The sequence below is a fragment of the Sphingobium sp. TCM1 genome (assembly GCF_001650725.1).
GTDB lineage: Bacteria > Pseudomonadota > Alphaproteobacteria > Sphingomonadales > Sphingomonadaceae > Sphingobium.
This window is the reverse complement of record NZ_LXVX01000018.1, coordinates 17,187-35,640: the sequence shown is the minus strand read 5'-3', so window position 1 is coordinate 35,640 and position 18,454 is coordinate 17,187. Positions and strand designations below refer to the sequence as shown.

The window sequence follows — 18,454 nt, the reverse complement described above, 5'->3', positions numbered from 1 at the left end:
GCGCGCGGAGGGAAGCATCCGCCCGCCGCGGCAAATCCCCTTCCGGCGGGAACCGCCGCAACCCCTTGAGCGTATTGCCAGTTTGCGAGCCTTCTATATGGCTGGCGGCGAAAGGGGCTTCGCAACCATATGAGCAGACGGCAGGCACATCATGTCCGGCGCATGTTGAGCCTGATCCTCCTGACGGGCTCGCCCCTGCCGCTGGTCGCGCAGACACCGCCCGCCCCATCCCCGCCGGCCCAATCCGAACCCGAAGAGCCGATCCTGCCCGACGACCAGTTCGAGGCGCGCCTGCCCGGCGTCGAAGGCGCCGACCCGAACGCCCCCCTGCCCTCGATCGACAGCTGGATCGACCAGCAGATGCCGCAGGCCTCGACCGCGCCCGCTGACCTGCCTCCGGCGACCGAGCCGGCCGAGGAACGGGAACTGGCCCAGCCGCTACCGCCGCTCGACAGCGTCACCGTGCCGGCCAATGCGGCGGCGAATGACGATCCCGCCGCCAAATTGCCCGACATCCGCTACGCGACCAGCATCGAGGGCTTCGGCAAGACCGGGCTGGGCGACGAGTTTCGCGCCGAATCCGCGCTGATCGACGGCGATGGCAAGGCCGACACCGCCGCCATGGTCCAGGCGCGGGCGCAGGAGGACGAGAAGCTGGCGGTGCGCCTGCTCCAGTCGGAAGGCTATTATGACGCGACCGCGCTCGCCAGCCTCGACCAGACGGGCGACGGCACGCTCAAGGCGGTGATCTCCGTCACGCCGGGCCAGCGCTACCGGATCGGCGACATCGTCGTCACCGCAACCCCCACCGTCCCGCCGACGCTGGTGCGCGACAGCCTGCCGCTCCAGACCGGCGACCCCATCATCGCCGCCAATGTCGAGGGCGCGGAAGCCAATGTCGCGCTGAAACTCCCCGAAAATGGCTATCCCTTCGCGACAGTGGGCCAGCGCGACATATTGCTCGATCCCGCGACGGTGACCGGCGCCTATACGCTCCCGGTGGAGGTCGGCCCGCGCGGCAGCTTCCGCCGGATCACCACCAGCGGCGCGAAACAGGCGTTCGGCGCCGACCATATGGAGGTGATCCGCCGCTACCGGCCCGGCGACCTCTATGACAGCCGCAAGGTCGATGATCTGCGCAAGGCGCTGGTCGCGACCGGCCTGTTCGCCAGCGTCGCGGTCGATCCGGTCCGCACCAACGAAGCCGCGCCGGACGGCACCGAATATGTCGACCTCCATGTCGAGCAGGAGGCCGGGCCGCCCCGCACCCTTGCGGGCGAGGCAGGCTATGGCACCGGCCAGGGCTTCCGCGCCGAAGGGACATGGACCCATCGCAATCTGTTCCCGCCCGAAGGCGCGCTGATCCTGGGCGCGGTCGCGGGCACGCAGGAGCAGGGCGCGTCGGCAACCTTCCGCCGCTCCAACGCAGGCAAGCGCGACAAGACATTCCAGACCGGCATCACGCTCAACCACCAGAATTACGACGCCTATGAAGCCTATACCGCAGGCCTCAACATCGGCTGGTCGCGCCAGTCGACGCCGATCTTCCAGAAACGCTGGACCTACAGCTATGGCGCGGAAATATTGCTGACCAACGAACAGGTCGTGACCGATCTGCTGACGGCGGACAAAACGCGGCGGACCTATTTCATCGGCGCACTGCCGGTGCAGGTCGGCTATGACCGCTCCAACGACCTGCTCAACCCCACCAGCGGCTTCCGCGCCAGCCTGCGCGTATCGCCGGAAGGATCGTTGCAGGGCAATTTCTCGCCCTATGTGCGCAGCACCTTCGACCTCAGCGGCTATTATCCCGTGTCCGACAGCCTGGTGATCGCGACGCGCACGCGGCTCGGCACGATCAACGGCGTGGACCGCGACGATGTCGCCCCGTCGCGGCGCATCTATGCCGGCGGCGGCGGATCGGTGCGCGGGTTCGGCTATCAGGAACTGGGGCCGAAGGATGTCAACGCCGACCCGATCGGCGGCCGGTCGGTCAATGAATTCGCGGTCGAGGGCCGCTATCGCTTCGGCAATTATGGCGTCGTCGCCTTCGTCGATGCGGGGCAGGTCTATGAAAGCCAGATCCCGCAATTTTCCGACATGCGCTATGGCGTCGGGCTGGGCGGCCGCTTCTACACCAATTTCGGACCCTTCCGCGCCGACATCGCCATGCCGATCAACCGGCAACCGGGCGAATCCAAATTCGCGCTCTATATCGGCATCGGACAGGCCTTCTGATGGCGCAGGACGACACCCCTCCCCCCGCTTCCGACACCGTGGTGATCCGCGAGAAGCGCCCACTGTGGCGGGCGATCGCGATCGGCGCGGTCGGGCTGGTGGTCGCTCTGGTCGTACTGGCGGCGGGCCTGCTGTTCGGCCTCGACACCCAGCCCGGCAAGCGTTTCCTGATCCGCCAGATCGCGGCGCTCCAGCTCGAATCGGGGATGAACATCGAGGTCGGCCGGATCGACGGGTCGATCTACAGCGACATGGTGATCCACGACCTCGTGCTGCGCGACCCCAAGGGCGTGTTCGCGGTCAGCCCGCAGGTGCATGTCGTCTGGCGGCCCTTCCGCTACGTCAACAACCACATCTCGGTCAGCCTGCTGGAAACGCCGCTGGTCGTGCTGGCGCGTAGTCCGCAGTTCAATGTGGTGGAGAGCGATCCCAACGCGCCGATCCTGCCGGACCTCGACATCGACGTCGACCGCATGAAGATCGGCAATTTCGTCCTTGCAAAGCCCGTGATCGGCCAGAAGCGCGCCATCGCGATCGACGGCGTCACCCATATTTCGGACGGCCGCGCCATCCTGTCCGCCGACGCCGTGGTCGACAGCGGCGACCGGTTGCAAGCCCGGCTGGACGCGGTGCCCGCGCAGAATCGCCTGGCCATGAGCGGCACCTTGACCGCGCCCAAGGGCGGGGTGATCGCCGCCATGTCGGGCCTGACCGACGGGTTCAGCGCCACGCTGGACGGCAAGGGCAGCTGGCAGGCGTGGGATGGCCGCATCGTCGCGACATCCCCCAGGGGTGAGCTGGCGAACATCGCGCTCGCCGCGCGCGACGGCAATTTCACGGCGAAAGGCCCGGTCCGCCCCGGTCTTGTCCTTGCCGGCACGGTCGACCGCCTGACCGCGCCGCAACTGGACGTCGACCTGTTCGCCGGTCTCAACGAGCGGCGCGTGAACCTGAAAGGCACGCTGCGTTCGCCCGCCATGGCCGCCGACGCGCAGGGGCTGATCGACCTTGGCAAGAGTCGGTTCAGCGCCTTGAAGATCAACGCCGCGCTGCTGACGCCCGGCGCGATCATGGAGAAGGTGAAGGGCAATGACGTGCGCGCCTCCGTCATCCTCGACGGCCCAATGGCGACGCCCTTCATCGATTATGACATCAGCGCGAAAAGCATCGCCTTCGACGCGACCGGCATCGAAAATCTGAAAGCCAGCGGCCGGGCGGTGATCGACGCGGACCGCATCCGCATCCCGGTGAACGCCACCGCGACCCGCGTGACGGGCCTCAATGCGGCGGCGGGCGGCCTGCTCCGCAATCTCCGCGTGAAGGGCGACTTCGCCTATGCGGCGGGCAAGCTCATCAGCGACAATCTGAAGATCGACAGCGACAAGATCGACGCCACCGCCATCGTCCTGGCCGACATCGACAACGCCCTCTATCGCGGCGCGCTGAAAGGGCGGGTCAACGACTACCGGATCGACGGCGTAGGCATCGTCAACCTCAACACCGACGTCGAACTGATCCCCGGACCCAAAGGCGGATTCGGCCTTGGCGGGCGCTTTGGCGTGCGAACGGCGCGTTGGGACAATGCCTCGGTCCGCGATTTCCTCGGCGGCAATGCGGTCATGTCCGGCCGCATCGGGATGACGCCGGAAGGCAAGTTCACGCTCGCCAGCCTCAAGGGCGCCGCGCCCAACTTCACGATTCACAGCGGCTCGGGCAGCTATGACACGGACGGGCAGGTCGCCTTCGACGCCACGGCGTCCTCCCGCCAATATGGCCCGCTGGCGCTCACCGTGCGCGGCACGATGGAGCGGCCGCAAGCGGTGTTGCGCGCGGCGCGGCCCAATGTCGGCGTGCAGCTGACCGACGTGGTCGCGAAACTGAATGGCGAGGCGGCGGGCTACCGGCTCGAAGCGACCGGCGGATCGCCCTATGGTCCCTTCTTCGCCAATCTGCTGATCCGCACCGCAAGAGGGCCGCTGACCATCGACGTGACGAAGGCGCGCTTCGCCGGGGTCGACATGAACGGCCGCATCCAGCAGAGCGCCGCCGGTCCCTATACCGGGCAGCTGGCGATGAACGGCTCCGGCATCACCGGGGCGGTCCGGCTGGCGGCGGTGGGCAAGGTGCAGGGCGTGGACGTCAACGCCACCGCCAGCAACGCGAAGCTACCGGGTGCGGCCGATATCGTCATCGGCCGCGCGATCGTGAACGCCTCCATGCTGCTGACCGATCAGCCGCAGATCAGGGCCGATGCCCAGATCGCCAACGCCGCCTATGGCGCCTATGTGGTGCGAAAGGCGCGGGCGCGCGTCGACTATCAGGGCGGGCGTGGCCGCGCCCAGCTGGTCGCCGACGGCTCCAGCGGCGTGCCCTTCTCGATCGCCGCCAATGCCGCGCTGCGTCCGACCCTCTATGCCGTGGCGTTGCAGGGTAAGGCCGCCAATATCGACTTCAAACTGGCCCAGCCCGCCATCATCCGCGTCGAACAGGCCGGCTACCGCCTCGACCCCGCAACCCTCGTGCTGCCGCAGGGCAAGGTCGATCTCGCCGGCCGCTTCGGCGACACGACCAGCGCGCAGGCGCGGTTCAAGGATTTCGACCTCGCCATCGCCAACATCGCCGCGCCGGGCCTCGGCATCGGCGGGCGCGCGACCGGCACGCTCGACTATCGACAGACCGGCAACGCCTTCCCGACCGCGACCACGCGCCTCGCGATCCGCGACTTCCGCCGATCCAGCCTGACCGCCGTGTCCGACCCGGTGTCGATGAGCGTCGAGGGCAAGCTGTCCCCGGCGGGCGGCGACCTGCGCGGCCTGATCCGCGAGGGCGACACGATGCTCGGCCGGTTCGTCGCCACGCTGGCCCCTCCGGGCGCGGGCGCGACCTGGGCCGGGCAGTTGCAGAACGCCCCGCTCGGCGGCGGCATCCGCTATGCCGGGCCGGCCGATGTCCTCTTCTCCTTCGCCGGCCTCGCCGACCAGCAGCTGACGGGCGGCCTCGCCGTCGCCGCCGACTTCAGCGGGCGGTTGAGCGATCCGCGCCTCAACGGCGTGGTCCGCGCCAATGCCCTCACCTATGAAAATGAAACGTTCGGCACCCGCCTGACGCGGATGAAGCTGGATGGCCGCTTCACCAACGATCATCTGGAAATCCGCGACTTCTCCGGCCGCGCCGGGGACGGCACGGTGCAGGCCTCGGGCAATGTCGGGCTGGCGGCGGACAGCGGCTTCCCGATGGACATCGCCGTGAAGCTCGACCGCGCCCGCCTCGCCCGCAGCGAGGCGATCACCAGCGTGGTCAGCGGCACGCTCAACATCACCAACAGCGCCGCAAGTGGCGGCCTCATCCGGGGCGACCTGTCGCTGCCGGAAACCCGCTATCGCGTCGCCTGGCAGGGTGGCACCGAAATCCGCCAGCTGACCGGCGTCCGCCGCAAGGGCGCGGGCGGCGACGCGCTCGACCAGCGACTCGCCGCGCGGCAGGCCGCCGCCAGGCCCGCCGACTGGAAGCTCGACATTCGCGTGCGCGCCGACAATGAAATCTACGTGACCGGCATGGGCCTCGATTCCGAATGGAAGACCAACATGCGAGTCACCGGCACCACCGCAGCCCCGCGTGTGGTCGGCAAGATCGAGGTGATCCGCGGCCGCTACAGCTTCTCGGGCCACCAGTTCGACCTGTCGCAGGGCGTCATCAGCTTCAACGGGCCGATGATGAACCCCACGCTGGCGATCAAGGCGGAAACCCGGATCGACACGGTCACGGCGGGAATCCAGGTCGCCGGCAGCGCGCAGCAGCCCGACATCAGCTTCATCTCCACGCCCACCCTGCCGCAGGACGAAATCCTCGCCCGCATCCTGTTCGGCGACAATGTCGCCAACCTGTCTGCGACCCAGGCGATCCAGCTGGCGGCGGCCCTCAACGGCCTGCGCGGCGGCAGCGGCGGCCTCAATCCGATGGGCAAACTGCAAGGCGCGTCGGGCCTCGACCGGATCGGCATCGTCGGCGGCGACGAGGCGACGGGGCGCGGCACCAGCCTCGCGGTCGGCCAGCATATCTCCAACAATATCTATGTGGAGGTCATCACCGACTCCAAGGGCTTCACCGCCACCCAGCTGGAAATCGCCCTGTCCAAGACGCTCAGTCTGCTGTCGAAGACCGGCACCAATGCGGGGTCGTCGGCGAATCTGCGCTATTCGAAGGATTATTGATCCGTCGCGCTCACCGGCGCAGCAGGAACACCGCATGTTCGGCAAACAGGTTCGCATTGGCGTGGGTGGTTTCCCGGTCGCCCTTCAGGAACCACTGCCCGTCGATATGCCAGCCGCGCTCCTTCACCAGCGCGCGGAAATCGTCGACCGTCACATGGTGGATGTTGAGCGTGTCATACCAGGTATCGGGCAGCAGCCGCGTCACCGGCATCCGCCCGCCCCACATCAGCGACAGCCGCCCCCGCCAATGCGCGAAATTGGGGAAGGACACGAACGCCTGCCCCCCGATGCGCAGCAATTCCTCCACCACCTTGTCCGGCCGCCGCGTCGTCTGGAGCGTCTGGCTCAATATCGCATAGTCGAAACTGGCGTCGGGATAGTAGATGAGGTCGGTGTCCGCGTCGCCCTGCACCACGGACAGCCCGCGCCCCACGGCGGCGGCGACGTTGGACCCGTCAATCTCCAGCCCGCGCGCGTCGACCTGTGCCCGGTCGCGCAGCACCGCCATCAGCGCGCCGTCGCCACAGCCCACGTCAAGCACGCGCGCGCCCGGCCGCACCGTCCGCGCGATCAGGGCCAGGTCCGGCCTTAGCGTCTCGCTCATGCCCGCCCGCCCCGCAGGAATCCGTCGACCACCCGGTTGAGTTCGGGACATTCCAGCAGGAAGGCGTCATGGCCGAACGGGCTGGACAGTTCGACGAAGCTGGCCTGCGCGCCGCTGGCGTTCAGCGCATGGACGATGATCCGCGATTCCGCCGTGGGATAAAGCCAGTCGGTGTCGAAGCTCACCAGGCAGAAACGCGCCTTGCTCGCGGAGAAGGCCCGCGCCAGCGACCCGCCATGATCCTCGGCAATGTCATAATAGTCCATGGCGCGGGTGATGTAGAGATAGGAGTTCGCATCGAACCGCTCGACGAAGCTCAGCCCCTGGTGGCGCAGATAGCTTTCCACCTGGAAATCCGCGTCGAAGCCGAAGGTCTTGGCGTCCCGCCCCTGCAAGCGCCGCCCGAATTTCTCCGTTAGCCCTGCTTCGGACAGATAGGTGATGTGCGCCGCCATGCGCGCCACCGCCAGGCCCGCGCTCGGCACCTGTCCGTCGGCATAATAATCGCCACCGCGCCAGTTGGGATCGGCCATGATCGCCTGCCGCCCGACCTCGTGAAAGGCGATATTCTGCGCGCTGTGCCGCGCCGTGGAGGCGATGACGACACAGCTTTCGACCCGCTCGGGGAAGAGCGTGGGCCAGGTCAGCGCCTGCATCCCGCCCATCGACCCGCCGATGACGGCGGAGAGGCGATCGACGCCCAGATGATCGAGCAGCGCGGCTTGCGCCCGCACCATGTCGGCGATGGTCAGCACCGGGAAGCGCATGGCGTGCGGCTCGCCGGTCACAGGATCGACGCTCGCCGGCCCGGACGATCCCATGCAGCTGCCGATGACGTTCGAACAGACGATGAAATGGCGCGCCGGATCGACCGGCCTGCCCTCGCCCACCAGCCGCCACCACCATCCGGGCTTGCCGGTGACGGGATGGTCGGACGCCACATATTGGTCGCCGGTCAGCGCATGGCAGATCAGGATGACGTTGGACTTGTCCGCATTCATCGCGCCATAGGTTTCATAGGCGATGTCGACCGGACCCAGGCTCGCGCCGCTCGACAGGCGCAATGGTCCGGTCAGGCGGGCCTGCCGACGCAGGCCGAAACGGCTGTCTTCGCTCAAGGGGACGCTGGCCATGGTGGAGCGGGGCTAGGACCGCTGTCCCACTCTGTCAATCTGGCGCATCAGCGGCATCGTCCCTAGATGGGCGGCATGACCCATGCTGAACGCCCGCCGATCGTCGCCTATGGCCCCCTCTACCCCTATCTGGACGATGAACTGGAGCGTCGCTTCACCGTTCATGCCGTAGCGGCCGACGCCGATCCGGCCGCCCTGCCGCCGGCCGTGCGCGATGCGCGGGCGCTGGTCAGCTTCGGATCGGTCGGCGCACCGGCCGACATCATGGACGCATTGCCAGGGCTGGAGATCATCGGCCTTTTCTCGGTCGGCTATGACAAGGTCGATGTCGATCATGCCCGCATGAAGGGCATCCGCGTCACCAACACGCCCGACGTGCTGACCGACGATGTCGCCGATCTCGCCGTCGGCCTGCTCTATGCCACGGTCCGCAACATTGCTGCCAATGACGCGCTGGTGCGCTCGGGCGGCTGGGCGCGTGGCGAAAAGCCGCCCCTGTCGGGCCGGGTGACGGGATCGCGCATCGGCATATTGGGCCTCGGCCGCATCGGCCGCGCCATCGCGGAGCGGCTGGAGCGGCAGGCGGGCGAAATCCTCTACCACAACCGGCGGCAGGCGCAGGATGCGCCGTATCGCTATGTCGCCGACCCGCTCGATTTCGCCCGGCAAAGCGATGTCATCATCGTCGCCACCTCGGGCGGGCCGGAGGCGGCGAAACTGGTCGACGCCGCCATGCTCGACGCGCTGGGACCGCAGGGCGTCATCGTCAACATCAGCCGGGGCAGCGTGATCGACGAAGAGGCGCTGGTCGCCGCGCTGGCCGACCGGCGCATCGCCGGCGCCGGCCTCGACGTGTTCGCCCACGAACCCCATGTGCCGGAAGCGCTGCTGACCATGGACCATGTCGTGCTCCAACCCCATCAGGGCAGCGCGACCGTCCACACGCGCAAGGCGATGGCCGACCTGGTGCTGGCCAATCTCGACGCCTGGTTCGCAGGTAAACCAGTGCTGACGCCGGTGGTATAGAGCGCCGACGAACCTCCCCAATACCGTCATTCCGCGGAGGCGGGGATCCATCTCCTCAACGAGACACTAGGCGCAAGGTCTGGAGATGGGTTCCCGCCTTTGCAGCGAATGACGGAAAGGGGTGGATTGCGGACCGTCTGTTCTCCAGCCAAGGTTGGCGGAAAGCTGACATTGCCGACGTGCCCGGCAAGGCGCTATGGCGAACGCATGAACTTACTTTTTACCGCTGTAGCTATCGCCCAAATCGCTGCTGTCGCAGTGATGCTATTGCGCGGTCAGACTATCCGCCTGCCGATTGCAGGCGGCGCGGCGACCCAGATAAGTAGATCAGAAAGCAGCGTCGCTTTCTACGCGTTGGTCGTTGTCTGGACAGGCTTATTTGCCTTGCTGGATTTCCTTATTTGGGCATGAGGCGCGGAAGACTGGGCGTCCAGAGTTGATCGTTAGCCGATCAGCTTGATAGCGCAACAAAGCTATTTCGAAGACGCATTCCTTCGCATGCGCAATGTGAGAATGACAGCGGTCCAGAAACTGACCATGCACAGCGCGGCTGCTGCCGCAACGAACCATTCGAATCCGCTAGTCTGCCAACGCCAGCCAGATAGGCTCGTCAACCACAAGCAGGCACTGAAAGCTATTGTGATGGCAATCGCCCAGCGCCGCACCTGAGCCATTCTTTCATGCGTCATAGCGCAGTCCAACTCCCTCCATGAACGTCCGCTTGTGGCATCATGGAGTTCCGCCGTAAATGCCCGCGAGTGGTCGCTTCCGGACACACAAACCGCCCCCCGCCCCCGCTTCCGATCGCTCCCGCCCGATCCCCCTGTCCTATTCAGAAATTTCCTGATCTATCCTGCATGATGGATCACACCGCCCTTCCTTCGCGCCGGCCTCCGTTCACGCTGCTTCCGCGCCCTTACGTCCCTGTCCCAGTTGGAACCCGACCGACGCGTGGCGCGCGCACGACCGTGACCCACATGACGCGCCGGCGTGACCCAAGGGGCGCGTCGCGGGCGCTTCGGGGACGCGTCGCGGCCGAAAATCCGCACTTATGCGTCGCGACACGCGACGACGGTGTGAACTTCGACGCTGTGACCCTGCCGGTCGGCACTACCGCCCCGCACCGGCCGAACCATCGACCGCGTCCCGCCGCTTTGCCTTTGCCGCCAAAGCCGCTAAAGCCCCCCGCCATGACACAGATCGCTGCAAAACCCGCACCCAAGGACTGGATTCTCGGCATTCATGCCTATGTGCCGGGCAAGTCGGCGGCCGATGACGGCCGCCCGCTCATCAAGCTCAGCGCCAACGAAAATCCGCTCGGCACCGGGCAGGCGGCGCGCGCGGCGCTGATCGCCGCCACCGCCGACCTTGCCACCTATCCCGATCCGGGCGCGGCGAAGCTGCGGGAGGCGATCGGCGCGGCCCATGGCCTCGATCCCGCGCGGATCATCTATGGCACCGGCTCGGACGAACTGCTCCACATCGCCGCCAGCGCCTATGCCGGGCCGGGCGACGAGGTGCTTTACGTCCGCTACGGCTTTTCCGTCTATGACATCGCCGCCCGGCGCGTGGGCGCGACCCCGGTGGAGGCGCCGGACGCCGACTATGCGACCGACGTCGACGCGCTGCTCGCAGCCGTGACCGAAAAGACCAAGGTCGTGTTCCTCGCCAACCCCAACAATCCGACCGGCACCATGACCAGCCGTGCGGAGATCGCACGGCTCCACGCCGGGCTGCGCCCGGACATCCTCTTCGTCCTCGACCAGGCCTATGCCGAATATCTCGACGCGGATGAGGATGATGGCGGCCTCGAACTGGCCCGCACCGCCAGCAACGTCCTGGTCACGCGCACCTTCTCCAAAATCTACGGCCTCGCCGCCGAACGGATCGGCTGGGGCTATGCCAGTCAGGACGTCATCGACATCCTCCACCGCATCCGCGCGCCGTTCAACGTGACGACGGCGGGCCAGGCGGCGGCGATCGCGGCGATCGGCGATACGGCATGGGTGGAACAGAGCCGGGCGCACAACGCGCAGTGGCGCGAATGGCTGGCGGGCGAGGTCGCCTCCCTTTCCAACCACGGCCTGCGCGCGGTGCCGAGCCGGACCAACTTCCTCCTCATCTTGTTCGACGGCAGGCTGACCGCCGAAGCGGCGATGAAGGGGCTGTGGGACGAAGGCTTCGCCACCCGCTGGCTGCCGGGGCAGGGGCTGCCCAACGGCCTGCGCATCACCATCGGCACCGAAGCGCAGACCCGCGCCGTCGCGGCCAAGCTGCGCGCCATGGCGGAGGCGGCCTGACGCCATGCTGCCCTTCGCCCGCGTCACCATCATCGGCCTGGGCCTGATCGGCTCCTCGCTGGCCCGCGCGATCCGGGCCGAAATGCCGACCGTGCGCGTCACCGGCCATGATGCCGATCCGGCGGTGCGCGACACCGCCCGGCGCATCGACCTGTGCGACGACATCACCGACACGGCGGGCGCGTCCGTCACCGACGCCGATCTGGTAATCCTCTGCGTCCCCGTCCGCGCCATGGGCGCCGCGGCAACGGAGATCGCCGACGATCTGCCGGCCGACGCCATCGTCAGCGATGTGGGTTCGTGCAAGGCGGACGTGCTGGCGCAGCTCACCGCCGCACTGCCCGGCCGCACCGTCATCCCGGCGCATCCGGTGGCGGGCACCGAAAATAGCGGGCCGGAGGCGGGCTTCGCGACCCTGTTCAAGGGCCGCTGGTGCATCGTCACCCCGCCTGCGGGCGCCGATCCCGCCGCTGTCGAACGCGTCGCCGAACTGTGGCGGCGCGTGGGCGCCAATGTCGACACGATGGACCCGGCGCATCATGACATGGTGCTGGCGGTGACGAGCCACTTGCCCCACCTGATCGCCTATACCATCGTCGGCACCGCCAGCGATCTGGAGGATGTGACCCAGAGCGAGGTCATCAAATATTCCGCCGGCGGCTTCCGCGACTTCACCCGCATCGCCGCGTCGGACCCGACCATGTGGCGCGACGTGTTCCTGGCTAACAAGGATGCGGTGCTGGACATGCTCCAGCGCTTTTCGGAGGATCTGTCGGCCTTGCAGCGAGCGATCCGCTGGAATGACGGCGACGCTTTGTTCAACCTCTTCACCCGCACCCGCGCGATCCGCCGGTCGATCATCGAACAGGGTCAGGACGACGCCAAGCCCGATTTCGGCCGGTCGCACTGATTGAGCGCATTGATCGCCGCATGGACCTTGGCTTCGGCCTCCTTGCGGTCGAGGCCGGTGGGGATGATCTCGCCCACCTTGTAGGTGATGGTGCCGGCGCGCTTCAGGAAGCGGCCGCGTGGCGACACCCGGCCGCTGTCCACGGCGATCGGCACCACCGGCAGGCCGAGCAGGCTGTAGAGACCGGCAAAGCCGGATTTGAGCGGCGGGGACTCGCCATGGGGCACGCGGGTGCCTTCGGGGAAGAGGCAGACCGCCCGCCCCGCCGCCGCCGCCGCCCTGGCCGAGGCGCGCAGCGCGCGTAGCGCGCTGGCCCCGGCAGTGCGCTCGATCGGGATGAGGCCATAGCGGCGGGCGATGACGCCCCACAGCGGAATGTCGAGCAATTCGCGCTTCGCCCCGATCGCCGGCCGATCGAACAGGCACAGCAGGTCGATGGTCTCGAACATCGACTCATGCTTGAGGATGTAGAGATAGGGTCCATGGGGCAGGTCGCCCTGCACCACCACCCTCTGCCCCAGCAGCCAGCGCGCGCTCGCGCGGTGGAAGCGGCTCCAGCCGGTGGCCACGCCCTGCACCGACGCCGGCGCGACCCAGCTCGACAGCAGCGCCCACAGGACGAAGCCCAGGCTGCCGCTGTAGAAGACGAGCATGAAGAGGAGGGAGCGGATGGCCGTTATCATGGGAATGGATTGTCAGATGCCGATCAGCGCGGCCACCCGCCGCAGCAGATATTTATTATATTCCCGCAGCAGCACCGTCAGGCTGGGGCGACTGGGCACCGCGTCATAGACGATGCTGACGCGACCGGGCAGCGCCTGGCGCAATTCCAGCGCGGATCGGCGCATATGCCAGTCGGTGGTGATCAGCCGCACGGTCTTGTAATCGCGCCGCTCCAGCCAGCGGGCGGTCTCGATCGCATTGGACCGGGTGTCGATCGCCTCGCGACCCAGCGTGATGCAGCAGGCGAAGAGCTGTTCGGGCGTCTGATATTGCGCCGCCAGCTCCACCGGACGGACCGAGCGGTCGACGCCGGAAATCAGCATCCGCTTGGCCGCGCCATCCTCCAGCAGGGCAATGCCCCGGTCGATCCGCCCCGCGCCGCCGGTCAGCACGACGATGGCATCGGTCTGCCGCCCGTCGAGCGGCTGGGGCAGGAAGATGGCGAACCAGGCGAAGCCCAGCATCCAGGCGAGCAGGGCTACGGCGACGAGACGGACGATCACAGCGATCGCCCCAGCGCGCGCAGCACCGTCCAGCGCGCGGTAAGCGTCGCCAGCGTGACGCCCATGACGGGCAGCATGGCGAGCACGACCCAGCCGCCTGGGGATATCTCCACCGCGCCCAGAAGGTCCGATCCCGCGGCCGAGAGGCGCAGGCCAATGAGGATGATGACCAGCACGGCAAAGGCGAAGCCCAGCGCGCTGCCGAGAAAGGCGTCCAGCCCGATGCGCCGCTGGAACAGGCGGGCGATCTGCACGTCGGTCGAACCCATGAGATGCAAAACGTCGATCGTGCCGCGATGGCTGTCATGCGCCCCGCGCGCCGCCAGCACGACAACCGCCCCGGTGGCCAGCGCCATGAGCGCCACGACCCCGACCGCCAGCCAGCCCAGCGCCGCCAGCAGGCCCGCAAGCGGCGCCAGGAAGGCGGCATGGGGTTCGATCCGCAGCCCCGGCGACAGGCGCGCCAGCAGGGTCCGCAGGCGACCGACTTTGGCATCCGCCTCGCCGGGCGTCAGCGTCACGTCGATCAAGGCCGGCACCGGCACGTCGCCGCTGCTCACCCCGTCGCCCAGCCAGGGACGGAGTTGGTCAGCCAGCCGCGCCGGGTCGACGGGATCGGCCGCCCGGACATCCTGCGCGCTTCGGAGCGCCTGGAGCGTGCGCGCCGAGAGCCGGTCGCGCACCAGTGCGTCGGCCTCGACCACCTGCACGCTGGCGCGCCCCGCAAGGTCCGCGCTCATCGCGCGAACCGCGGCGCCCAGCCCCAGTCCCGCAGCAGCAGCCAGCACCGTGAGGAACATCATGATCGCGATGATCCACGGCATCGGTCCCGCAACCCGGCCGCCCGGCAGCAGGCGATGGCGCGCGGCGGCCGCAGCCTTGCGGTTGGCATGGCCCGCCATCAGTGCCGGTCCTGCGGCCGCGGCGGATAGCGCAGCATCCCGGTGGGGTCGGCGAGCCGGCCCTTGTCCAGCTTCATCATCTGCGCGCCCTTGACCTGGGCGATCAGCGGCAGGTCGTGGGTAGCCACGACGATGGTCGTCCCCAGCCGGTTGAGCGCTTCGAACAGGGTCATCAGGCGGCTGGCCATGTCGGCATCGACATTGCCCGTCGGTTCGTCCGCCACCAATATCTCCGGACGGCCGATCACCGCGCGGGCGATAGCGACGCGCTGCTGCTCCCCGCCCGACAGCGTCGCCGGGCGCGCCTGCCCGCGATCGCCGAGGCCGACCCAGTTGAGCATCTCGGCCACCGGGGCGTCGATCTCGCTCTCCTCCATGCCCGCGACGCGCAGCGGCAGCGCGATATTGTCATAAGCGGACAGATGCGGGACCAGCCGGAAATCCTGGAACACCACGCCGATGCGGCGGCGGAAGCCGGGCAGTCTTTTCCGGGGAAGCGTGACCACATCCTCACCGAACAGGCGGATGACGCCACGGCTGGGCCGCTGGGCAAGGTAGAGCAATTTGAGCAGCGACGTCTTGCCCGCACCCGAAGCGCCGGTCAGGAAATAGAATCCGCCGCTGGCCAGGGAGAAACTCACATCGGACAGCGTCTCGCTGTCCAGACCATAGCGCAGACCGACATTTTCGAACTGGACGATAGCCGTCATGTCTTGAGATCTGGCGCTGTCGCGCTCCCTGCTGCCCCGAAGCCCAGCCATGGCACAGCCGGCAGGCCGCCGTAAAGCCCGCGCCGCGCGATCGCGCGAGTCGCGCCATGATTGTTGCCGCTTGCGCGCGAGTCCCTGCCATGCCTATGAAGCGACATGATCCTGGTGTGCCCCAATTGTGCGACGCGCTATGTCGTACCCGACAGCGCCGTAGGTCCCGATGGCCGCCAGGTCCGCTGCGCGGCGTGCAAGCATAGCTGGTTCCAGGAACCCGCTGCGCTGGTTGTGCGGGAGGAAGCCCCGGCCGCTCCCCCGCCCGTCGCTCCACCGGCGCAAGCGCCCGAACCGCCGCCGCCAGCCTATGCCCCGGCGGCGGCGCAATCCACCATGTTCCAGGGCGAAGCGGGAACGCCACCGCCCGCCATGGCCGACACCGGTGCACCTGTGCCCGCTGCCGCGCCCGCACCGCAGGAGGAGGCTGCTTCCCCACCGGACGAACCGGCTGACCATCGGTTCGACGACATCTACGCCGGCGCGCCGGTCGATCCGGTGGAGGAAAGCCGCTTCGCCCCACCCGCCCCCGCCAAGCCCCGGCGCAACGTGCTGAAGCTTTGGACCTATGCCGCCGCAGGCTTTTTCCTGCTCGTCGCGGCGGCCGGCGGCGCGCTCCATTATTTCGGGCCGCCCGCCTGGATGGTGGGCCTGGGCATCGTGCCGGAGGAGGGCGATCCCGACCTGCTCTTCTACCTGTCGAAGCCGGCAGAAAGACGCAAGCTGCCCACGGGCGAGGAATATTTCGCCTTCGGCGCGCGGATCGTGAACAGCGGCGCGCAGGCGCTGCCGGTGCCGCCGGTGCTGGTGCAGTTGCGCGACCGGCAGAACCGGCTGGTCTTCAGCTGGACCACCAAGGCCGACAAGACGCGGCTGAAGCCCGGCGAGGAAGCGTCGATCAACGAAAGCCGGATCGACATTCCGAAAAATGCCGAGAATCTGTCGCTGACCTTCGTGCAGTGATGCTTCCCTTCAGGGGGAGGCTTCAGGGATAGCTGACCGTCTTGGGCCGGCCTTGCGGGATGGGGATAAATTCCCGATCGTCGCCGGGAATGAGCGGAAAGCGCATCGCTTCCCAATCCTCGCGCGCCTGCATCAGCCGTTCCTGGGTCGACGAGACGAAATTCCACCAGACATGGCGGGGCGAGGTGAAGGCTTCGCCGCCGCAAAGAACGACGCGGCCGCCATCGACGCTCATCAGCGTGGCGGACGTGCCGGGGCGCAGGACATAGAGTGTCTGCGGCGCCAGCAGCAGGCCGTCCAGCGCGGCATCGCCGCCCGACACATAGAGGGCGCGCTCGTCCGCAGAGGGGTCGATGGCGATGCGGCCGCCCGGCGCGAGCTGGATATCGGCATAGACGGTCTGCGCATAGGTGGTGACGGGCGAGGTTTCGCCCCAGAGCGATCCCATGATGACGCGGGCGCGCACCGCGCCATCGTCTATCACCGGCAGGCCGCCCTCGCCGACATGCTCGAAGGCTGGGTCCATTTCCTCGAACCGGTCGGGCAGCGCCAGCCAGGTCTGGATGGCCGAAAGCTTGGATGCCTTGACGCGGTCCTCCTCCGGCGAGCGTTCCGAATGAACGATGCCCTTGCCCGCCGTCATCAGATTGACCGCGCCCGGCTCGATCAACTGCTCCGTGCCGAGCGAATCGCGGTGAAGAAAGGCCCCTTCATACATGTAGGTGACAGTGGCGAGGTTGATATGCGGATGCGGTCGGACGTCCACCCCCTGGCCCGGCGCGATCAGGGCCGGCCCCGCCTGGTCGAAGAAGATGAACGGACCGACCATGGTGCGCCCCTTCACGGGCAGCGAGCGATGCACCTTGAAATCGCCCAGGTCATGGGTCGTCGGGGTGATCGTCTGGACGATCAGGTCCGTCACCATCAAGCGTCGCCCGGCGCGCGGGCCTTGATGGCGAGGGCATGGACCTTGTCGCGCAGCAGGTCGGCGAGCGCGGCGTTGACCAGTCGCTGGCGCGCGACGCGGTTCTGGCCGGTGAAGCTGTCCGATATGATGTCGACCGTGAAATGGCTTTCCCCCGACCCATCATGTCCTGCATGGCCGCGATGCTTTTCGCTGTCGTCGATGACGGCGAGATGCTGCGGGGACAGGGCGGCGCGCAGCCGCGCTTCGATTTCGGTGGCGATCGGTCCCGCCATTGGGCCTTTGAGGTCGGTGGTCATGTCGCCTATATAGGCTGCTTTGCCGACAGTTTCATCAGGACAATCTTGAGCAGCGAATCCTTCTCGACCCGTCGATTCAACCGTTTTCACGGCCGCGTGGAAAGCGACCGCCCCTGCGCGGTCGAGGGCTGCCCGGAGCCGGGCGAATTCCGCGCGCCACCGCTGGAGAATGGGCGCTCCAGTCAGGACGGCCCGCGCTGGCGTTGGCTGTGCTTGGAGCATGTGCGCCAGTTCAACCAGGGATATAATTTCTTCACCGGCATGTCCCCGGAGGAGATCGCCGCCGCGCAGCGCCCTTATGCGGGCTGGGAACGGGAGACGCGCGCCTTCTCCTCCAACGCCGCCAGTCCGCCGCCCAAATGGTCGGACTTCCAGGATCCGCTCGACGCGATCGGGGCGAGGTTCAGGGAACGGGTCGCCAAGGCGCGGGCCGACAATCAGATGCGGCAGGACGGCAAGTTCCTGTCGAACGAGGATCGTCGGGCGCTCTCGGTGATGGGCCTGCCGATCGACGCGGACCGCAGGGCGCTGCGGACGCGCTACACCGAATTGCTCCGCCGCTATCATCCCGATCATAATGGTGGCGACCGCAGCCATGAAGGCGCGCTTCAAGGCGTGATCGAGGCCTATGGCCACCTGAAGAAGGCCACTGTGTTCGCCTGATCAGATCAGGAACCAGCCGATCGCAAGGCCCGCCTGGCTGACGACGATCAGCTGCAACCAGGCGGAAAAGGGTTGCTTGCGCGTCTTGTGACGAAAGAGCCGGCGCGCCAGCAGAGCCCCCGGAGAGCCGCCCAGCAGCGCCAGGGTTAGCAAATTCGCCTCGGATATGCGCCGCCGGCCGGCGATCGCGCATCTCTTGTCCCATCCAAAGCAGAACAGGGTGCAGCCGTTGAGCAGCAGAAACGGGATGGCGAGGAAATAGGCTTCATTGCTCCAGTCCATCGTCCTTGGTT

General features: G+C 67.6%; 17 protein-coding genes. 8 read left to right on the top strand and 9 right to left on the bottom strand.

The window, feature by feature from the left end:
* Positions 1-129 precede the first annotated feature (129 nt).
* Entirely contained in the window at positions 130-2,238 is a 2,109-nt protein-coding gene (locus tag A7Q26_RS14310) for an autotransporter assembly complex protein TamA (RefSeq protein WP_066860904.1), read from the top strand.
* On the top strand, positions 2,238-6,449 hold the full coding sequence (locus A7Q26_RS14305; protein WP_066860902.1) for a translocation/assembly module TamB domain-containing protein: 4,212 nt from the start codon (positions 2,238-2,240) through the stop codon (positions 6,447-6,449). The genes A7Q26_RS14310 and A7Q26_RS14305 overlap by 1 nt, the downstream gene beginning before the upstream one ends.
* 10 nt (positions 6,450-6,459) lie before the next feature.
* On the opposite strand, the gene metW is transcribed toward A7Q26_RS14305, so the two are convergent.
* Both metW and metX read right to left on the bottom strand, forming a co-directional pair.
* Positions 6,460-7,053 carry a methionine biosynthesis protein MetW gene (gene metW / locus A7Q26_RS14300; protein WP_066860899.1) on the bottom strand — a complete coding sequence of 198 codons (594 nt, stop codon included), beginning with the start codon at positions 7,051-7,053 and terminating at the stop codon, positions 6,460-6,462.
* Positions 7,050-8,186, bottom strand: coding sequence for a homoserine O-acetyltransferase MetX (gene metX / locus A7Q26_RS14295; protein WP_066860896.1), 1,137 nt, complete (start codon positions 8,184-8,186; stop codon positions 7,050-7,052). Before metX ends, metW begins: the two co-directional genes overlap by 4 nt.
* Positions 8,187-8,252: 66 nt before the next feature.
* On the opposite strand from metX, the gene A7Q26_RS14290 reads away from it, so the two are divergent.
* The 4 genes from A7Q26_RS14290 to A7Q26_RS14275 all read left to right on the top strand — a co-directional run bounded on the left by A7Q26_RS14290 (position 8,253) and on the right by A7Q26_RS14275 (position 12,422).
* On the top strand, positions 8,253-9,212 hold the full coding sequence (locus tag A7Q26_RS14290) for a 2-hydroxyacid dehydrogenase (RefSeq protein WP_066860892.1): 960 nt from the start codon (positions 8,253-8,255) through the stop codon (positions 9,210-9,212).
* Between the two features lie 207 nt (positions 9,213-9,419).
* Positions 9,420-9,623, top strand: coding sequence for a hypothetical protein (locus tag A7Q26_RS14285; protein ID WP_066860889.1), 204 nt, complete (start codon positions 9,420-9,422; stop codon positions 9,621-9,623).
* A 779-nt stretch (positions 9,624-10,402) separates the two neighbouring features.
* Entirely contained in the window at positions 10,403-11,512 is a 1,110-nt protein-coding gene (gene hisC, locus A7Q26_RS14280; RefSeq protein WP_066860886.1) for a histidinol-phosphate transaminase, read from the top strand.
* Positions 11,513-11,516: 4 nt separating this feature from the next.
* Positions 11,517-12,422, top strand: a complete 906-nt coding sequence (locus tag A7Q26_RS14275) for a prephenate/arogenate dehydrogenase family protein (RefSeq protein ID WP_066860883.1) — start codon at positions 11,517-11,519, stop codon at positions 12,420-12,422.
* Here the strand turns inward: A7Q26_RS14275 and A7Q26_RS14270 are convergent.
* From A7Q26_RS14270 to ftsE, 4 genes are read right to left on the bottom strand one after another with little or no spacing between them, the layout of a single operon-like run.
* A complete protein-coding gene (locus A7Q26_RS14270; RefSeq protein ID WP_066860879.1) occupies positions 12,383-13,105 on the bottom strand; it encodes a lysophospholipid acyltransferase family protein in 723 nt (240 codons plus the stop codon). The genes A7Q26_RS14275 and A7Q26_RS14270 overlap by 40 nt on opposite strands.
* Positions 13,106-13,117: 12 nt before the next feature.
* On the bottom strand, positions 13,118-13,648 hold the full coding sequence (locus A7Q26_RS14265; RefSeq protein ID WP_066860875.1) for a YdcF family protein: 531 nt from the start codon (positions 13,646-13,648) through the stop codon (positions 13,118-13,120).
* The gene (locus A7Q26_RS14260) at positions 13,645-14,550 is read right to left on the bottom strand and encodes a cell division protein FtsX (RefSeq protein WP_066860873.1); all 906 of its coding nucleotides are present in this window, start codon (positions 14,548-14,550) and stop codon (positions 13,645-13,647) included. The genes A7Q26_RS14265 and A7Q26_RS14260 overlap by 4 nt, the downstream gene beginning before the upstream one ends.
* On the bottom strand, positions 14,550-15,260 hold the full coding sequence (gene ftsE / locus A7Q26_RS14255; RefSeq protein ID WP_066860870.1) for a cell division ATP-binding protein FtsE: 711 nt from the start codon (positions 15,258-15,260) through the stop codon (positions 14,550-14,552). The genes A7Q26_RS14260 and ftsE overlap by 1 nt, the downstream gene beginning before the upstream one ends.
* Before the next feature lie 156 nt (positions 15,261-15,416).
* Here ftsE and A7Q26_RS14250 point away from each other — a divergent pair, with 156 nt between their 5' ends.
* On the top strand, positions 15,417-16,274 hold the full coding sequence (locus tag A7Q26_RS14250; RefSeq protein ID WP_066860867.1) for a zinc-ribbon domain-containing protein: 858 nt from the start codon (positions 15,417-15,419) through the stop codon (positions 16,272-16,274).
* A 22-nt stretch (positions 16,275-16,296) separates the two neighbouring features.
* Here the strand turns inward: A7Q26_RS14250 and A7Q26_RS14245 are convergent, their stop codons facing one another.
* Positions 16,297-17,199, bottom strand: a complete 903-nt coding sequence (locus tag A7Q26_RS14245; protein ID WP_066860864.1) for a pirin family protein — start codon at positions 17,197-17,199, stop codon at positions 16,297-16,299.
* The gene (locus tag A7Q26_RS14240; RefSeq protein ID WP_066860861.1) at positions 17,199-17,498 is read right to left on the bottom strand and encodes a BolA family protein; all 300 of its coding nucleotides are present in this window, start codon (positions 17,496-17,498) and stop codon (positions 17,199-17,201) included. The genes A7Q26_RS14245 and A7Q26_RS14240 overlap by 1 nt, the downstream gene beginning before the upstream one ends.
* A 45-nt stretch (positions 17,499-17,543) precedes the next feature.
* On the opposite strand from A7Q26_RS14240, the gene A7Q26_RS14235 reads away from it, so the two are divergent.
* A complete protein-coding gene (locus tag A7Q26_RS14235; RefSeq protein ID WP_066860858.1) occupies positions 17,544-18,161 on the top strand; it encodes a J domain-containing protein in 618 nt (205 codons plus the stop codon).
* Here the strand turns inward: A7Q26_RS14235 and A7Q26_RS14230 are convergent, their stop codons facing one another.
* Complete coding sequence (locus tag A7Q26_RS14230) at positions 18,162-18,443, bottom strand: DUF1294 domain-containing protein (RefSeq protein ID WP_066860855.1); 282 nt, start codon at positions 18,441-18,443, stop codon at positions 18,162-18,164.
* Between the last annotated feature and the right edge of the window lie 11 nt (positions 18,444-18,454).